Annotated in this window: 17 protein-coding genes; 7 read left to right on the top strand and 10 right to left on the bottom strand. The window is 37.5% G+C overall.

Translation table 11 applies throughout. The features are described from left to right. Nucleotides 1-17 precede the first annotated feature (17 nt). Both G530_RS0102315 and trxA read left to right on the top strand, forming a co-directional pair. The gene (locus G530_RS0102315; RefSeq protein WP_026932992.1) at nucleotides 18-1,415 is read left to right on the top strand and encodes an efflux transporter outer membrane subunit; all 1,398 of its coding nucleotides are present in this window, start codon (nucleotides 18-20) and stop codon (nucleotides 1,413-1,415) included. A 132-nt stretch (nucleotides 1,416-1,547) separates the two neighbouring features. Further along, a complete protein-coding gene (gene trxA / locus G530_RS0102310) occupies nucleotides 1,548-1,844 on the top strand; it encodes a thioredoxin (protein ID WP_026932991.1) in 297 nt (98 codons plus the stop codon). Here trxA and G530_RS0102305 read toward each other — a convergent pair whose 3' ends face one another. Genes G530_RS0102305 through G530_RS0102290 form a run of 4 tightly spaced genes read right to left on the bottom strand, consistent with a single transcriptional unit; the run spans nucleotide 1,845 to nucleotide 4,427 of the window. Continuing rightward, nucleotides 1,845-2,774, bottom strand: a complete 930-nt coding sequence (locus tag G530_RS0102305; protein ID WP_026932990.1) for a DUF5996 family protein — start codon at nucleotides 2,772-2,774, stop codon at nucleotides 1,845-1,847. It lies immediately after the preceding gene. A gap of 6 nt (nucleotides 2,775-2,780) precedes the next feature. After that, nucleotides 2,781-3,284: a YciI family protein gene (locus G530_RS0102300; protein WP_026932989.1), complete on the bottom strand. Its 504-nt coding sequence runs from the start codon at nucleotides 3,282-3,284 to the stop codon at nucleotides 2,781-2,783. Beyond that, nucleotides 3,284-3,754 carry a CYTH domain-containing protein gene (locus tag G530_RS0102295; protein WP_026932988.1) on the bottom strand — a complete coding sequence of 157 codons (471 nt, stop codon included), beginning with the start codon at nucleotides 3,752-3,754 and terminating at the stop codon, nucleotides 3,284-3,286. The genes G530_RS0102300 and G530_RS0102295 overlap by 1 nt, the downstream gene beginning before the upstream one ends. Next, nucleotides 3,747-4,427, bottom strand: coding sequence for an NAD(P)H-binding protein (locus G530_RS0102290; protein WP_026932987.1), 681 nt, complete (start codon nucleotides 4,425-4,427; stop codon nucleotides 3,747-3,749). Before G530_RS0102290 ends, G530_RS0102295 begins: the two co-directional genes overlap by 8 nt. A 153-nt stretch (nucleotides 4,428-4,580) precedes the next feature. Between G530_RS0102290 and dinB the strand changes: the two genes are divergently transcribed. Next, the gene (gene dinB / locus G530_RS0102285; RefSeq protein WP_026932986.1) at nucleotides 4,581-5,672 is read left to right on the top strand and encodes a DNA polymerase IV; all 1,092 of its coding nucleotides are present in this window, start codon (nucleotides 4,581-4,583) and stop codon (nucleotides 5,670-5,672) included. 113 nt (nucleotides 5,673-5,785) lie between these two features. Here the strand turns inward: dinB and pyk are convergent, their stop codons facing one another. The 5 genes from pyk to G530_RS0102260 all read right to left on the bottom strand — a co-directional run bounded on the left by pyk (nucleotide 5,786) and on the right by G530_RS0102260 (nucleotide 10,052). Further along, nucleotides 5,786-7,213 carry a pyruvate kinase gene (gene pyk / locus G530_RS0102280; protein ID WP_026932985.1) on the bottom strand — a complete coding sequence of 476 codons (1,428 nt, stop codon included), beginning with the start codon at nucleotides 7,211-7,213 and terminating at the stop codon, nucleotides 5,786-5,788. Then, nucleotides 7,213-7,698: an IPExxxVDY family protein gene (locus G530_RS0102275; protein WP_026932984.1), complete on the bottom strand. Its 486-nt coding sequence runs from the start codon at nucleotides 7,696-7,698 to the stop codon at nucleotides 7,213-7,215. The genes pyk and G530_RS0102275 overlap by 1 nt, the downstream gene beginning before the upstream one ends. 114 nt (nucleotides 7,699-7,812) lie before the next feature. Next, on the bottom strand, nucleotides 7,813-8,544 hold the full coding sequence (gene rnc, locus G530_RS0102270) for a ribonuclease III (protein WP_026932983.1): 732 nt from the start codon (nucleotides 8,542-8,544) through the stop codon (nucleotides 7,813-7,815). Between the two features lie 3 nt (nucleotides 8,545-8,547). Further along, entirely contained in the window at nucleotides 8,548-9,801 is a 1,254-nt protein-coding gene (gene fabF / locus G530_RS0102265; protein WP_026932982.1) for a beta-ketoacyl-ACP synthase II, read from the bottom strand. A gap of 14 nt (nucleotides 9,802-9,815) precedes the next feature. Continuing rightward, nucleotides 9,816-10,052, bottom strand: coding sequence for an acyl carrier protein (locus G530_RS0102260; protein WP_013069791.1), 237 nt, complete (start codon nucleotides 10,050-10,052; stop codon nucleotides 9,816-9,818). Between the two features lie 147 nt (nucleotides 10,053-10,199). On the opposite strand from G530_RS0102260, the gene purN reads away from it, so the two are divergent. The 4 genes from purN to G530_RS0102240 all read left to right on the top strand — a co-directional run bounded on the left by purN (nucleotide 10,200) and on the right by G530_RS0102240 (nucleotide 14,225). Then, the gene (gene purN, locus G530_RS0102255; protein ID WP_026932981.1) at nucleotides 10,200-10,796 is read left to right on the top strand and encodes a phosphoribosylglycinamide formyltransferase; all 597 of its coding nucleotides are present in this window, start codon (nucleotides 10,200-10,202) and stop codon (nucleotides 10,794-10,796) included. Next, nucleotides 10,796-11,260 (top strand): ribonuclease HI, encoded by a 465-nt coding sequence (gene rnhA / locus G530_RS0102250; RefSeq protein WP_026932980.1) that lies wholly within the window; start codon nucleotides 10,796-10,798, stop codon nucleotides 11,258-11,260. Before purN ends, rnhA begins: the two co-directional genes overlap by 1 nt. 74 nt (nucleotides 11,261-11,334) lie before the next feature. Then, nucleotides 11,335-12,258, top strand: a complete 924-nt coding sequence (locus G530_RS0102245) for a PfkB family carbohydrate kinase (protein ID WP_026932979.1) — start codon at nucleotides 11,335-11,337, stop codon at nucleotides 12,256-12,258. 68 nt (nucleotides 12,259-12,326) lie between these two features. Further along, the gene (locus G530_RS0102240; protein ID WP_026932978.1) at nucleotides 12,327-14,225 is read left to right on the top strand and encodes an amidophosphoribosyltransferase; all 1,899 of its coding nucleotides are present in this window, start codon (nucleotides 12,327-12,329) and stop codon (nucleotides 14,223-14,225) included. An 825-nt stretch (nucleotides 14,226-15,050) separates the two neighbouring features. Here the strand turns inward: G530_RS0102240 and G530_RS0102235 are convergent. Next, a complete protein-coding gene (locus G530_RS0102235; protein WP_026932977.1) occupies nucleotides 15,051-15,659 on the bottom strand; it encodes a superoxide dismutase in 609 nt (202 codons plus the stop codon). Nucleotides 15,660-15,685: the final 26 nt, after the last annotated feature.

Below are 15,685 nucleotides of genomic sequence, written 5' to 3'. Positions count from 1 at the left end.
TCAGGAAATTGAAGAAAATGAAGTTATTATCAAATCTGAAAATATTGGTTGCGGGTTTCGCGATTATCAGCCTTCAATCCTGCTTTGTTGCCAAAGACTATGAGCAGCCTAAGGTTGTAAAAGAAGAGAATTACAGGACAGATAATATTGAACAGGATACTTTGAATATGGCAAATGTTTCCTGGAGAGAAATGTTTACCGATCCGGTTTTACAGGAATATATAGAGTCCGGCCTGGAGAATAATATTGATATAAGGATCGCCCTGCAACAGATCATTGCTGCAGATGCTTACGTAAAACAGGGTAAAGCAGGATACCTGCCTACGCTGAATGGCGATGCCACTTTTACACATCAGGAATTATCTGAAAACAGTCAGTTTGGTTCCTTGTTCAGTTCAGTAAATCAGTACCAGTTAAGTGCAGATCTTTCCTGGGAAGCCGATATCTGGGGAAAGATCAGAAGTCAGAAACGAGCTTTCGACGCCAGTTATTTACAAACTATTGCCGCTCACCAGGCCGTTAAGACCAGGCTTATTGCTTCCATAGCATCTACTTATTATCAATTGCTTGCTTTAGATGAACAGATAAGAATTACTGAAGAAACAGTGAACACCCGGGAGAAAAGCCTTGATGCAACTAAAGCATTGAAAGAAGCAGGTAATCTTACGGAAGTTGGGGTAAAGCAGACCGAGGCGCAATATTATACAGCTAAAGGAATTCTGATAGATCTTAAGAACGAAGAAAGGCTACTGGAGAATACTTTATCTATTCTAATGGGCCAGGCGCCAATGCAAATTGAACGTACAAATCTTGACGAGCAGGAGATCACCACAGAATTAAATACAGGAGTTCCTGTTCAGCTATTGCGAAACAGGCCGGACGTTATTGCTGCGGAATATGAACTGATGAATGCCTTTGAACTTACCAATGTTGCCAGAGGTAACTTTTATCCATCGCTTACTCTTTCGGCCACTGGTGGACTTCAGGCGCTGGAAGCGGAAGATCTATTTAGCGTAAATTCTTTGTTTGCTACAGTAATTGGTGGACTGGCTCAACCAATTCTGAACGGACGTAGAATAAGAACCGAATTTGAAGTTTCTGAAGCACAGCAGGAACAGGCAAGACTGGAGTTTAGAAGAACGATCCTGACCGCAAGTAAGGAAGTTTCAGATGCACTATATTCATATGATGCTGCTACCCAGAAAATAGAAGTGAAACAGAAAGAATTTGAAGCTTATAATCTTGCTACCAACTATTCAGAAGAATTATTGCTTAACGGGCTAGCTAATTACCTGGAAGTATTAACGGCTAGGGAGAATGCTTTGAATTCCAGTTTAGACCTATCTAATGCCAGATTTAATCAATTAAAAGCAGTGGTTGATCTTTATGAAGCCCTGGGCGGCGGTTGGAAATAATTCAAGATTTTATATTGTTAGTTGTTGGTTGAATGTGACCTCTGACTTTTGGGTTAGAGATCATTTTTTTAACCCCTCCTTAAATATAAACCTTGCACCTAATTGTTATCTTTATTTCTAAATATTGAACTTATGAAAAGTAGTTTTAGTGATATTATTAAGAGTGAAACCCCTGTCTTGATAGACTTTCATGCAGATTGGTGTGGGCCATGTAAAATGTTGGGGCCAATTCTTAAGGAGGTGAAAGAAGAACTTGGCGATAAGGTGAAAATCGTAAAAATAGACGTGGATAAAAATCAGCCCTTAGCAACGAAATATCAGGTGAGAGGAGTTCCTACAATGATATTGTTTAAGAACGGTGAGCAACTATGGCGACAATCTGGAGTCTTATCTAAAGAAGAGATCAAGCAAAAGATCACCTCAGCCTGATCAAAGATCTTTTAAAGGCGGAACTTTGAATTCTTCCATATTCCATCCAGCTAAGTCTGCCCCAGCCACATAGGCACTTTCCAGGAATTCCAGCAAAACTTTTTTTGGATTATCAAATTCCTTTAAATCAGAGTAAGTTAGGATAGCCATTGGAACACCATTGTTCATTACCCAATTCGCATCCTGAGGTTCCAGGGATTGTTCTTCAAGATCCTCAGGGGAAGGATAGGTATATGAATAAAATGCGGGTTCCTGAACCTTATCATCACCAGCCCAGAATCCAAAACTTATACATTCATGGCTATAAGCATCCTTGTCTGAAATTCTTGCATCCTTAGACATTGGCGGTGCTTGTTTTCCTGAAAAACGCGTGACAGCAAGATCCATGGAATGCCAGTATAAATGCACCGGACAGGTTTTACCATAAAATCTACCGCTGAATTCTTTAAATACTGAATCCACCCATAAAAAAGTCTTCCAGTAAGTAGTTGCGTATTTTTTACTATAATGATGTATCTCCTCAATTTCTGAAAACCTTTTGTCAATATTAAGATCATAGGGTTTTCCGTTGATCTTCACATCGATATCCAGTTCCTTTAAAATACTAATTAGATAATTATAGAAATCTCCAACACTTAAATTTTTCTCCAGACGGAACGACCGAATTTCCCCGGTGCTTTTGAAGATATCGAGTTTGTTTTCGAGTATATTCAAGGTAAGTGAAAAGGATTCATAATCATTATCTATCGGGATTGGTCCCGTAGTAAAACCTTTTTCATTTACATAAAGAGTTATATACCACCAATGATTTTTTCTTGGAACAAAGCACATCCTGATCTTCCCCATGATCTGAAAGTAAAGGTGCAAAGTGAGCTTTTTCTTTTCATTGCCCACATACTTCAAATCTGGTAAAACATTGGCCGATATCATATTGTTCTATTTTAGTTTTCCTCCTTTGGCAACCCACCATGGGTGAACTTCAACCTTTAATCTGCCGGCCTTCACCATTGGGTCTAAATTAGCAAGACTATCTGCCTCCTTCTGGGTTGCAGTATTAAAAACTACAATTCCACGCAGGTCCCCATCATCTCCCATTGGCCCGGTTAGGCTGGTATACCCTTCCTCATATAGCCAGGTGAGATGCTCCATATGTTTCTTTTGCAATTCAGCAACTTCAGTTGAATCCTGACTTCGTGTAGCTCCAGATTTTAAAAATACCATATAATATTGTTGCATTAAATAGGTGGTATCCCCAGCTTTATAACTAAAAGTTTGATAGCCTTTCTTTTTTAGATCTTCTTCTATAGTAGCAACATCTGGAGACTCCACAGAATCTTTCTTAATTTCAGATACATCTGAAGTTTCTGCTGATTTCTTTTTATCAGAATCGCCACAGCTTATCATCAAGCCGCAAGCAAGAATAAATAATACTCGTTTCATTAATTCCAGTTTTTATATGGTTTCGTAATTAATTTTGAATTATAGTAATCTAAAATCCCGGTGACTTCCTTACCCAGCCAATCTGGTCTTTTAAATTCTTCTTCTTCATCCTGCAGTTCAACCTCAGCCAGCACCAAACCCTGATTATCTCCGAGAAATTCATCAACTTCGTACATATGATCTCCAACATTCACATGATACCGGTATTTTTCGATCTTCCCTGGCTCACATAGCTCTAAGAGTTCCTGGGCTTCATCCAACGGAATTTCTTTTTCCCATTCATATCTACTCAATCCATTTTTAGAAGACTTCCCTTTAATGGTCATATAGCCCCTATCGTCTGATATTCGTATCCTGATGGTTCTTTCAGGATGAGTATTTAAATATGCCTGTATAAACAATGTTTTTTTTGACGCTTCTTCCTTAAAATCATTGGAGTTTACCAAAAACTTTCTTTCAATTTCAGTCATAATTCCCTGTTTCTTTAGTCGCTATGGTTTTGATCTCATCGTTCTGGATCTTTCCGCTTTTATATTCATTATTAGCCAGAAATACCATGGCATCTACGATCGTTTCGGGATGTATAGATCGGTATTTTTTTAGCTTTCCAACCAACAAATGATCTCCAAAATTCATGATCTTTTTCCAGATAAATTCGAATGGTCGGTTTTCATCTCTATTCCCACCAATTAAGGAAGGTCTTAGAATATATGTGTTCTTAATTTTTTGATCCATTACCGCACCTTCCATTTCTCCCTTGATCCTGTTATAAAAAATACGGCTATCTTCATCGGCTCCCATGGCAGAGATCACCTGGAAAGTTTCAATTTTATTATGCTTTGAAAGTTTTGCTGCCGTCGCCGGAATCCCGAAATCTACCATCCTGTACGTATCATTATCAGGAGTTTTCTTCTGGGTACTGCCAATACAACAAAAAACTTCATCTGCCTTAAATAATTCACCAAATTGTTCAAGCTCAAATAGATCTATCAGGTATTCTTCAATTTTCTCATGTTTCCGTCTAACATGATTCCTGGAAAAGACCTTGACCTTACGATATCGATCGTCATCCACAAGCCGGTTTAGTAGAATACTTCCTGTTAATCCTGTGGCTCCCAGTATTATTGCTGATTTTTGCTCCATATTTTGTTAAGTACTCCTTCAAAGGTAAGTGTTATGTTTCTAAATTGATTCTATATGAATTGAGTTCTTATTCTATGATCTACCAATAAAATCTAAAACTGACTATTTCCCGCAACTCTAAGAGACCAATGGAAGTTTCATTAAATTTACCACGTGGAAAGACTTCGCAAAATTATCCATATAGACATGGATGCCTTTTATGCTTCGGTAGAACAGCTGGATAATCCAGACCTAAGAGGAAAGCCGGTAGCCGTTGGTGGTAGTTCTCAACGAGGAGTTGTGAGTACCGCCAGTTATGAGGCCAGAAAATATGGAATTCGCAGCGCTATGAGCAGTGTGATTGCGAAACGTAATTGTCCCGATCTTATATTTGTAAAGCCACGTTTTGAAAGGTATAAAGAGATATCTCAGCAAATTAGAGAAGTTTTTTTTGAATACACAGACCTCGTTGAACCCCTTTCACTCGATGAAGCTTATTTAGATGTTACCGAAAATAAAAAGGGACTACCCAGTGCCACTCTCATTGCTAAACGAATTAGAAACAGGATAAAAGAAAAGACTGGTTTAAACGCTTCCGCAGGAATTTCTATAAATAAGTTCATCGCAAAGGTAGCCAGTGATGTAAATAAACCAAATGGGCAAAAAACTGTACCACCCGAAGAAGTCCTCGAATTTCTGGAGGAACTGGATATTAGAAAGTTTTACGGAGTGGGCAAAGTTACCGCTGAAAAGATGTACCGTTTAGGTATTTTCAATGGAAAAGATCTTAAAGCAAAGACCGAAGAATATCTCTCAGAGCACTTCGGAAAAAGTGGTTCCCATTTCTATAATGTAGTTCGCGGAATCCATAACAGTGAAGTAAAGCCTCACCGAATTAGAAAATCTCTTGGTGCCGAAAGGACTTTCAATGAAAATATTTCATCTGAAATTTTTATGCTGGAGCGCCTGGAAAACATTGCTGAAGAAATAGAGCGACGCCTGGAAAAAAGTAAAGTAGCCGGGAAAACGATCACGCTAAAGATAAAATACAGTGATTTTACCCTTCAAACCCGAAGTAAAACGATCAACTACTATATATCGAATAAAGAATTGATCCTGGAGATCGCTAAAGATCTATTATACCAGGAGAAAATGAAAGATTCAGTAAGATTACTTGGGATTAGTTTATCAAATTTAAATACAGATAAGGGAGATGCTAAAGAAATAGATAAAGAGATCTCTGTACAGTTAAAATTCAGGTTTTAAATATCCTGGTTCGGGAAGATCACGTAAATACTTCAGTTATTATCATTATTAAAAAAACCGGAAACCTATCTTTCAATAAATTTCCGGTTCTAAGTTATAATAAGTAAGTTCTATTATATTTCTGAAACTCTTAATGTATTCACCATACCTTTTTCGGTGATTGGCATCGCCGCAAGGTTGATTGTAAAATCACCTACTTCAACGAATTTGTATTTTTTGGCTATATCATTTATATCATCTATGGTCTCATCTGTACTTACAAATTTATCATAGTAAAATGCTTTTACTCCCCAAAGCAAACTCAATTGGTTCAGTATTCTTCGATTAGATGTAAATACGAGGATATGCGCTTCCGGTCTCCATGCAGAGATCTGAAATGCCGTATATCCACTATTGGTCAATGTACAAATAGCTTTCGCCTTTATCTCATTGGCCATATGCGCAGCATGATAACAAACCGCTTTTGTGATATATCTTTTTGTTCTTACATGAGGCGGCTCATGTGGCACCTTAATCAATGGCGAGTTTTCCACGCTGTGAAGTATCTGAGCCATTTTCTGAATAACCTGCACCGGATACTGCCCAACTGAAGTTTCTCCACTTAACATCACCGCATCTGCGCCATCCATAACAGAGTTTGCCACATCGTTCACCTCAGCTCTTGTTGGAGTAAGGCTCGTGATCATGGTTTCCATCATTTGAGTAGCGATGATCACGGGAATCCTTGCTTTTTTAGCAGTTAACACCAGTTTTTTCTGGATCAACGGAACTTCCTGAGCTGGAATTTCAACTCCAAGATCTCCACGAGCAACCATAAGCCCGTCACAATATGCTACGATCTTATCAATATTAGCAACTCCTTCAGGCTTCTCAATTTTCGCGATGATCGGGATCTTATATTCTGTATGTTCTTTTATAAGATTCTGAAGTTCGATAAGATCTTCAGCATGTCTCACGAAAGAAAGCGCCATCCAGTCAACTCCTATTTCACAGGCAAAAATGGCATCCTTAACATCTTTTTCTGTAAGGGCTGGCAAAGAGATATTTGTATTTGGCAGATTTACCCCCTTCTTAGATTTAAGAGGACCGCCCTGGATAACTTTGGTTTTTACTTCATTCTTCTTATTTGTGCTAACCACTTCAAAGATAAGCTTACCATCATCTAATAGAATTCTTTCCCCTGCCTTTACGTCTCTTGGAAAAGAATCATAATTCATGTAAACTCTTTCTGCAGTTCCTTTAAATTCTTCTCCCGTTGCAAAAACGATCTGGTCTCCTTCATTTACAACTACTTCTTCCTTCATCACACCTACCCTAAGCTTAGGGCCCTGAAGGTCACCAAGAATCGCCGCATTAAAACCTTCCTCTTCGTTTAATTCACGGATCATCTTAATCCTTACCTTTACATCTTCATAATCTGCATGGGAAAAATTAATACGAAAAACATTTACACCTTCCTGCAGCATTTTTCTTAATACATCTTTACTACTGGTTGCAGGGCCCAGTGTAGCGACTATTTTTGTTTTCTTGTTGGTAGGCATTATTCGAAAATTAGATTTTGTTTGGATTTTAAATTATCTACATCAATTGCATAAGCTGCCTGTACACCTGGAATTTGCCCGATCTTACTAAGCATTCTCGTAAATTCCTTAGGATGAATCTCTTCGCTCATTCTAAGAAAATAGTCCACTTTATTATATTCAGGAATAAGATTTACTTCCTGCGGACTTAATTCTTCCTCCTCAAAAAGGGATCCTGAACTTAGGATCTTCTTGGGTTTACCCTTGAATTTATTAGAAACAAGGTCTATACTATAGGAAGAATTCGGGTCTTTTTGAGAATATAATTCATAAAGAGCGGCATACTCTGCATGATTAAAGTCTATATCTCTTCGCTCTCTTTCAAGTTTAATTTTAAGATGCTTATTTATAAAATACGCCATCTTATATCCCTCTAATGAAGAATAAATGGCGATCAAATAAAAATATTCATCTTCAACTTCCAGAAGCATTTTATGCGATTGCATAAACATTTACTTTAAGGTTAAAGATACTATTTGATTAATAAAATGAAGATTATAAGGCCTTAAAATTCATAATTTTTTACGAAAACGTTATAGTTTACAGTAATTCGTTAAAAATTACTCGATTTTATTTTGAAGGGCATAGTAGGCTCTCTTAGAAGCTTTTTCTTCAGCTTTCTTTTTTGAAGTGGCTCTGGCTTTAGCCACAACCCGTTGATTAATCCTCAACTTTACAGCGAAATGTTTTAGCTCGTCGTTACCAGTATCTTCATATACCTCGAAATCGAATTCCTTTTTTTCTTTCTGGCACCATTCTATCAACAAACTCTTGTAGCTTATCACTTTTCCTTCCAGCTGCTCAATATCCACGTATGGATCTATTACCCTCTCATAGATGAAGCGCTTGCAATATTTATAACCTCTATCAAGATAAATCGCACCTACCAGGGCTTCGAATAAATTTCCATGAATATTCACCCCAAATTGATCTTTCGGGATATTGGTTTGCACATGTTTGATGAGACCAAGGTCTTTACCAAGCTCATTCAAGTGCTTTCTACTTACCACTTTAGACCTCATCTTAGTTAAATAGCCTTCATTCCCTCCAGGAACAGCTTTAAATAGATGCGAAGCAACTACAGCACTCAGCATAGCATCCCCCAGAAACTCCATACGCTCAAAGTTTATGGCATTCCCCTCTTCATCCTTTCGGTTCAAAGATCTGTGGGTAAAAGCTTTTTTATAGTGAGTAATGGATTTTGGTTTAAATCCGAGTATTTGGGTAAGTATATTAAAAAAATTCCCGCCTTGTGAAGAACGGGAATTTAATATGTTACGAATAACGCTCATTAGTTATTCGTCAAGTTTTTTAAACACCACGCAAGCATTGTGTCCTCCAAAACCGAATGTATTGCTCATCACCACATTAACATCTCTCTTTTGAGCTTTGTTCAATGTTAGATTAAGTTCCGGATCGATGTTTTCATCAATATTCTCATGATTAATCGTTGGTGGCACTAAACCATGCTTCATAGATAAGATAGCAGCAATTGCTTCTATCGCTCCGGCAGCACCAAGTAAGTGACCTGTCATCGATTTTGTCGAGTTAATATTAATATTCTTCGCATGTTCACCAAAAACCTTAGAAATAGCCTTTAACTCTGCAACATCTCCTAGAGGTGTTGAGGTCCCATGAGTATTGATAGCATCAACATCCTCTGGTTTTAGACCTGCATTCCTAAGACAGTTTTTCATAACCGCTACGACCCCGTCCCCTTCAGGATGAGGAGCTGTCATGTGATAAGCATCTGAAGATAACCCACCGCCTAATACTTCGGCATAGATCTTAGCTCCTCTGGCTTTAGCATGCTCATACTCTTCAAGTATAAGCGCTCCACCACCTTCACCAAGCACAAATCCATCTCTGGTTGAGTCAAATGGTCTCGAAGCAGTTTGAGGACTTTCATTTCTGGTTGAAAGGGCATGCATTGCGTTAAAACCACCCATTCCAGCGATAGTCACTGCTGCTTCAGATCCTCCAGAAACAATTACATCACTGTGGCCTAAACGAATATTGTTTAAAGCATCTATCATAGCGTTAGCCGATGATGCACAAGCCGATACAGTGGTATAATTGGCTCCCATAAATCCGTGTTTGATAGAAATATTACCCGGGGCAATATCAGCGATCATTTTCGGAATAAAGAAAGGATTGAATCTTGGAGATCCATCTCCTTCTGCATAATTGATCATTTCGTTCTGGAATGTTTCCAGACCTCCTATCCCTGCACCCCAGATAACACCTACACGGTATTTATCTACAGTATCCAGGTCTATACCTGAATCCTGAATTGCTTCGTCTGCAGATACCATTGCATACTGCGCGAACCTATCAAGTTTTCTGGCTTCCTTACGATCAAAATGCTCGAGAGGATCAAAGTTTTTGAGTTCACAAGCGAATTTAGTTTTGAACTTTTCGGTATCAAAATAAGTGATAGGCGCGCTACCACTTCTACCGTTCTTTAGTCCATCCCAATATTCCTCTAAATTGTTACCAATTGGGGTTAAGGCACCAAGGCCTGTAACTACTACTCGCTTTAACTCCATATGGTGTGTTCGTTTTATTTCTTAGCGTCTTCGATATATGAAATTGCCTGACCTACAGTAGCAATATTCTCAGCTTGATCGTCTGGGATCTGAATGTCAAATTCCTTTTCGAATTCCATGATTAATTCTACTGTGTCTAGTGAATCAGCACCCAAGTCGTTGGTGAAGCTGGCTTCGTTTACAACTTCATTCTCGTCAACTCCCAATTTGTCAACGATAATAGCTTTTACTCTTGATGCAATGTCTGACATAATTTTTTATTTTAATTTTGATTAGGTGGCAAAAATAAAAAACTTTATTTTAAAACCGATTTTTACTCTAAAAATGTGGTGGTAATTTACATAAAATTCGTTTAAAGCCTTTAATTTTACATCCTAATAAATGTTAACAACCTTATTTTGAGTGAGAAAGAGAATGCGAAAAAGAGTAAGATTATAATTTTTGCTTCAGGTTCTGGCACTAATGCCGAAAATATCATAAAATTCTTCCAAAATTCCAAGAATGTAGAGATCTCTGCAGTACTTTCTAACAAAAGGTCGGCGGGTGCTCTTAAAAGAGCGCATGATCTTAACGTAAAAGCCCTATTATTTGATAGAGAAGCCTTTTACAATAGCCGTGATGTTCTTAATATTTTAAAGGATATAGAGCCAGATCTTATTGTGCTAGCTGGATTCCTTTGGCTTTTCCCTTCAAACATCATCAGAGAATTTCCTGATAGAATCATTAATATACACCCTGCTTTATTACCTAAATATGGCGGTAAAGGAATGTATGGCTCTAAAGTCCATGAAACGGTTATTGCTGAAAAGGAAAAGGAAAGTGGCATCACAATTCATTATGTAAATGAAAAATATGATGAAGGACAAACCATTTTTCAGGCTACTACGCCTATTGAGGAAAACGAAACTCCAGATAGCCTCGCCGGTAAAATTCATGAATTAGAATACAAACACTTCCCGGAAGTGATTCAGAAATTATTAGAAAAAAATAATTAGTGCATACACCAAAAGTTCATATTTACACCGATGGTGCGGCAAGAGGAAACCCAGGTCCAGGTGGCTATGGTATTGTGATGGAATGGGTAGGCAAACCATACAAAAAGGAATTCTCTTGTGGCTTTAAGTTTACCACCAACAATAGAATGGAATTACTTGCCGTGATAATAGCTTTAAAACAATTAAAAAGTCCCGGTACACCTGTAAAAGTCTTCACAGACTCTAAATATGTTTCTGATGCCGTCAACAAGAAATGGATATTTGGGTGGGAGAAAAAAAACTTCGTGAACAGGAAGAACAGTGACCTCTGGAAAGAATTTCTTAAGGAGATTAGAAAACATCAGGTTCAATTTCAATGGATAAAAGGCCATAACGACCACCCACAGAATGAGCGATGTGATGCTTTAGCAGTTATGGCGTCTAAAGGAAAAGATCTTCCGGAAGATGTAGGATATAAAGCTTAACATTTAGGAGGCACATTCAGGTTTATACCTTGAAAAACAAACTGTATATTTGCAGCGTCATTTTAAAACCTATTATGAGCAAATTACTTATTGTTGGAACCGTTGCGTTCGATGCTATTGAAACTCCCTTTGGAAAAACTGACAAAATTCTAGGTGGTGCTGCTACCTATATCGGGCTTTCTGCTTCAAATTTTGATGTTGAAAGTGCTGTAGTTTCTGTTGTTGGTGAAGATTTCCCTGAAGAATACCTAGATCTATTAACCAAGAGTAATATAAATATTGAAGGCCTGGAAGTGGTGAAAGGTGGAAAAACATTCTTCTGGAGTGGAAAATACCATAACGACCTTAATTCCAGAGATACATTAGACACTCAACTGAATGTACTTGCAGATTTTAAACCTGTGGTTCCAGAATCTCATAAAGATTCTGAATTTATAATGCTTGGTAATTTACACCCTTTGGTGCAGTTAAGCGTTTTAGACCAGGTGCAAGATCCAAAACTAGTTGTATTAGACACCATGAACTTCTGGATGGATAATACCCTGGAAGATCTAATGAAAGTAATTGCCAGAGTAGATGTGATCACAATTAATGACGAAGAGGCAAGACAACTATCTGGAGAGTATTCACTTGTAAAGGCAGCAAGAAAGATCGAGGAGATGGGACCAAAATATGTGGTTATTAAAAAAGGAGAACATGGAGCTTTATTATTCCATAAAGACCAGGTATTCTTTGCACCGGCACTTCCTTTAGAAGAAGTATTTGACCCAACTGGAGCAGGAGATACATTTGCTGGAGGATTTATCGGATATCTTGCCAGAACGGGAGATGTTTCTTTCGAGAATATGAAGAGTGCCATTATTTATGGTTCTAACCTGGCTTCCTTTTGCGTTGAAAAATTTGGAACTGAAAGGATGCAGACGCTTACAGGTGACCAGGTGAACAAGAGACTTGATGAGTTCAAGAAACTTACACAATTCGAAACACAACTAGATTAATATAACGCCCTGTAATTTCAGGGCTTTTTTTGTGACAAACACAACAAATTCCTAAAGGAAAAAAAGATATGAGTGATGCTTTAAAACACGAATGCGGAATTGCACATATAAGATTATTAAAACCTCTTGATTATTATAAAGAAAAATATGGCACTGCATTTTACGGGGTAAATAAAATGTACCTCATGATGGAAAAACAGCATAATCGTGGCCAGGATGGCGCTGGTTTTGCGAGCATCAAACTCAATACGATTCCGGGAGAAAGATACATCAGCCGGGTTAGATCTAATGCAGCACAGCCAATTCAGGATATTTTTGAACAGATCAACCAAAGGATCAATGATGAGATACAAGCTAACCCCGAATATGCAGATGATACAGATCTTCAAAAAAGATATATCCCATATTTAGGAGAGGTTTTTCTAGGACACGTGAGATATGGAACTTTTGGGAAGAATAGTATTGAAAGCGTACATCCCTTTCTAAGGCAGAATAACTGGATGCACCGTAATCTTATTGTTGCCGGTAACTTTAATATGACCAATGTAAACAAGCTTTTCAACAATCTTGTTGAACTTGGGCAGCATCCAAAAGAAAGAGCCGATACAGTTACGGTAATGGAAAAAATTGGCCATTTCCTGGATTCAGAAGTTAGAAAATTATATAAAAAGCTAAAAAAAGAAGGATATTCTAAAGTTGAGGCCTCACCTGTAATTGCAGAACAACTTAATGTAGCTAAGATTTTAAGAAAATCCTCTAAAAACTGGGATGGTGGTTATGCCATGGCCGGTTTAATTGGTCATGGAGATTCTTTTGTACTTCGTGATCCAGCAGGAATTAGACCTGCATATTATTATAAGGATGACGAGGTAGTTGTTGTAGCATCAGAAAGACCGGTTATTCAAACCGTTTTTAATGTAGATTTTAATGACGTTCATGAACTTCCTCCAGGTAATGCAATTATCACCAAGAAGAATGGCGATGTTTCGATTACCGAAATCATTGAACCACTGGAAAGAAAAGCATGTTCTTTTGAGCGCATTTATTTTTCAAGAGGAAGTGATGCAGAGATCTATGAAGAGCGAAAAATGTTAGGTAGGTTATTAATGCCGGAAGTTTTGAAGTCAATAAATCACGATACTTTAAAAACCGTCTTTTCTTTTATACCCAATACCGCTGAAACTTCATTCTATGGAATGGTAGAAGCGGCTCAGGATGAACTGAACAAGCAAAAGAACGAAGCTATCCTCGAGGAAAAGGAAACTCTTACCGATGCCAGGCTTCAGGAAATATTATCACATAGATTAAGAACCGAGAAGATAGCGATAAAAGATGTGAAACTTAGAACATTCATTACTGAGGATAGCAGTCGTGATGACCTTGTGGCCCATGTATATGATGTTACCTATGGCGTTGTAAAAGCAGATGACAATCTGGTTATTATTGATGACAGTATTGTACGAGGTACCACGCTTAAAAAAAGTATCATAAAAATGATGGACAGGCTGAAACCAAAAAAGATCGTGGTGGTTTCTTCTGCCCCTCAAATTAGGTATCCAGATTGCTACGGTATAGATATGGCACGCCTGGAAGATCTTGTAGCATTCAGAGCTGCACTGGAATTATTAAAAGATCAGGGTAAATACGAAATTGTAGAAGAGGTATATAATAAATGTAAAGAACAGGTAGACCTTGATGATCGTGAAGTTCAAAACTTCGTAAAAGAGATCTACGATCCTTTTACCGATGTACAGATCTCAGACAAGATTTCAGAATTACTTTGTGATGAAGATGTTAATGCAGAGGTAAAGGTAATTTATCAAACGGTAGAAAACCTGCATAAAGCATGTCCGAAAAATCTTGGGGACTGGTATTTTACTGGTGACTATCCAACAGCTGGAGGAAACAGGGTTGTAAATCGTGCTTTTATGAATTTCTTCGAAGGAAAAGCTGGCAGAGCATATTGAAATTTACCATTTAACTATTAAAAATGCACTTAATCTATTATTCTTTGTGCATTATACTATTCTATCTATTTTAGTATAGCCATAACATAAGTAGGTTAAGTTCATGGTAGATTTGGGGCAAAAAAAGGTGGAACTCTTTCCGCCTTTTTTTATGTCCTTATGTTTTCAAAATATGTTGACTTGCAAGTTAATACACTGTTTAACAACACATTAACTGATTTTCTTGCTCTTCGTCTAAATTTTATAGAGCCTTCAATTAATCTTTTTATATTTATTAGACCATAGCATAAGTAGGTTAAGTTCATGGTAGATTTGGGGCAAAAAAAGGTGGAAGTCATTCCGCCTTTTTTTATGGAGTTAACTCAACAGAATGTTTCAAATTAGCCTCAAAAAACTGTTTTTCAGCTTTTTAACTAATATTCAGGTAGTTCGTCTAAAAATAAAATCGGTATGGTTAATTCGTCTTATATTCACTATACCATAGCATAAGTAGGTTAAGTTCATGGTAGATTTGGGGCAAAAAAAGGTGGAATTCATTCCGCCTTTTTTTATGGAGTTAACTCAACAGAATGCTTCAAATTAGCCTCAAAAAACTGTTTTTCAGCTTTTTAACTAATATTCAGGTAGTTCGTCTAAAAATAAAATCGGTATGGTTAATTCGTCTTATATTCACTATACCATAGCATAAGTAGGTTAAGTTCATGGTAGATTTGGGGCAAAAAAAGGTGGAATTCATTCCGCCTTTTTTTATGGAGTTAATTTAGATATCCCATAAAAAAAGACCGCATATAGCGGTCTTCTTAATAATTTAAGCGAAACGTTTTATTACTTCGCTTTTGCATATCTGCTAGAAACTTCTTTCCAGTCTATTACATTAAAAAATGCATCAATATATTCCGGACGCTTATTTTGATAATTCAAATAATAAGCATGCTCCCAAACGTCAATTCCTAAAATTGGAGTTCCTCCACAACCTACTTCTGGCATAATTGGATTATCCTGGTTTGGAGTAGAACAAACTTCTACTTTACCGCCACCATGGACACATAGCCATGCCCATCCAGATCCAAACTGACCTGCTGCCGCTTTTGAGAACTCATCTTTGAAGGCATCAAAAGAACCATAAGCACTATCAATAGCTTCTGCTAATTCACCTTCTGGTTTTCCGCCACCTTCTGGAGACATTATCTCCCAGAAAAGACTATGGTTGTAAAAACCTCCACCATTATTACGAACAGCTTTATTAGACATGTCCAGGTTTTTTAGAATATTCTCGATATTCTTTCCTTCCATATCTGTTCCTTCAATGGCGTCGTTTAATTTTTTGGTGTAACCAGCGTGATGCTTACCATGGTGAATTTCCATAGTTTTTGCGTCAATATGTGGTTCCAGTGCATCAAATGCATATTTTAATTTCGGTAATTCAAAAGACATAATTATCTGATTTTTTAGTGATTAGT

The organism is Christiangramia echinicola DSM 19838 (assembly GCF_000423065.1).
GTDB classification, from domain to species: domain Bacteria; phylum Bacteroidota; class Bacteroidia; order Flavobacteriales; family Flavobacteriaceae; genus Christiangramia; species Christiangramia echinicola.
The sequence above is the reverse complement of the archived record's forward strand: the minus strand, read 5'-3'. Positions and strand labels throughout refer to the sequence as shown.

What these genes read in the sequence shown, in the direction of transcription:
- G530_RS0102315 (WP_026932992.1), top strand. Translation starts at nt 18, where the DNA reads ATGAAGTTATTATCAAATCTGAAAATATTGGTTGCGGGTTTCGCGATT.
- trxA (WP_026932991.1), top strand. Translation starts at nt 1,548, where the DNA reads ATGAAAAGTAGTTTTAGTGATATTATTAAGAGTGAAACCCCTGTCTTG.
- G530_RS0102305 (WP_026932990.1), bottom strand. Translation starts at nt 2,774, where the DNA reads ATGATATCGGCCAATGTTTTACCAGATTTGAAGTATGTGGGCAATGAA.
- fabF (WP_026932982.1), bottom strand. Translation starts at nt 9,801, where the DNA reads ATGGAGTTAAAGCGAGTAGTAGTTACAGGCCTTGGTGCCTTAACCCCA.
- G530_RS0102300 (WP_026932989.1), bottom strand. Translation starts at nt 3,284, where the DNA reads ATGAAACGAGTATTATTTATTCTTGCTTGCGGCTTGATGATAAGCTGT.
- pyk (WP_026932985.1), bottom strand. Translation starts at nt 7,213, where the DNA reads ATGCCTACCAACAAGAAAACAAAAATAGTCGCTACACTGGGCCCTGCA.
- G530_RS0102240 (WP_026932978.1), top strand. Translation starts at nt 12,327, where the DNA reads ATGAGTGATGCTTTAAAACACGAATGCGGAATTGCACATATAAGATTA.
- G530_RS0102260 (WP_013069791.1), bottom strand. Translation starts at nt 10,052, where the DNA reads ATGTCAGACATTGCATCAAGAGTAAAAGCTATTATCGTTGACAAATTG.
- G530_RS0102275 (WP_026932984.1), bottom strand. Translation starts at nt 7,698, where the DNA reads ATGCAATCGCATAAAATGCTTCTGGAAGTTGAAGATGAATATTTTTAT.
- G530_RS0102290 (WP_026932987.1), bottom strand. Translation starts at nt 4,427, where the DNA reads ATGGAGCAAAAATCAGCAATAATACTGGGAGCCACAGGATTAACAGGA.
- rnc (WP_026932983.1), bottom strand. Translation starts at nt 8,544, where the DNA reads ATGAGCGTTATTCGTAACATATTAAATTCCCGTTCTTCACAAGGCGGG.
- G530_RS0102295 (WP_026932988.1), bottom strand. Translation starts at nt 3,754, where the DNA reads ATGACTGAAATTGAAAGAAAGTTTTTGGTAAACTCCAATGATTTTAAG.
- G530_RS0102245 (WP_026932979.1), top strand. Translation starts at nt 11,335, where the DNA reads ATGAGCAAATTACTTATTGTTGGAACCGTTGCGTTCGATGCTATTGAA.
- G530_RS0102235 (WP_026932977.1), bottom strand. Translation starts at nt 15,659, where the DNA reads ATGTCTTTTGAATTACCGAAATTAAAATATGCATTTGATGCACTGGAA.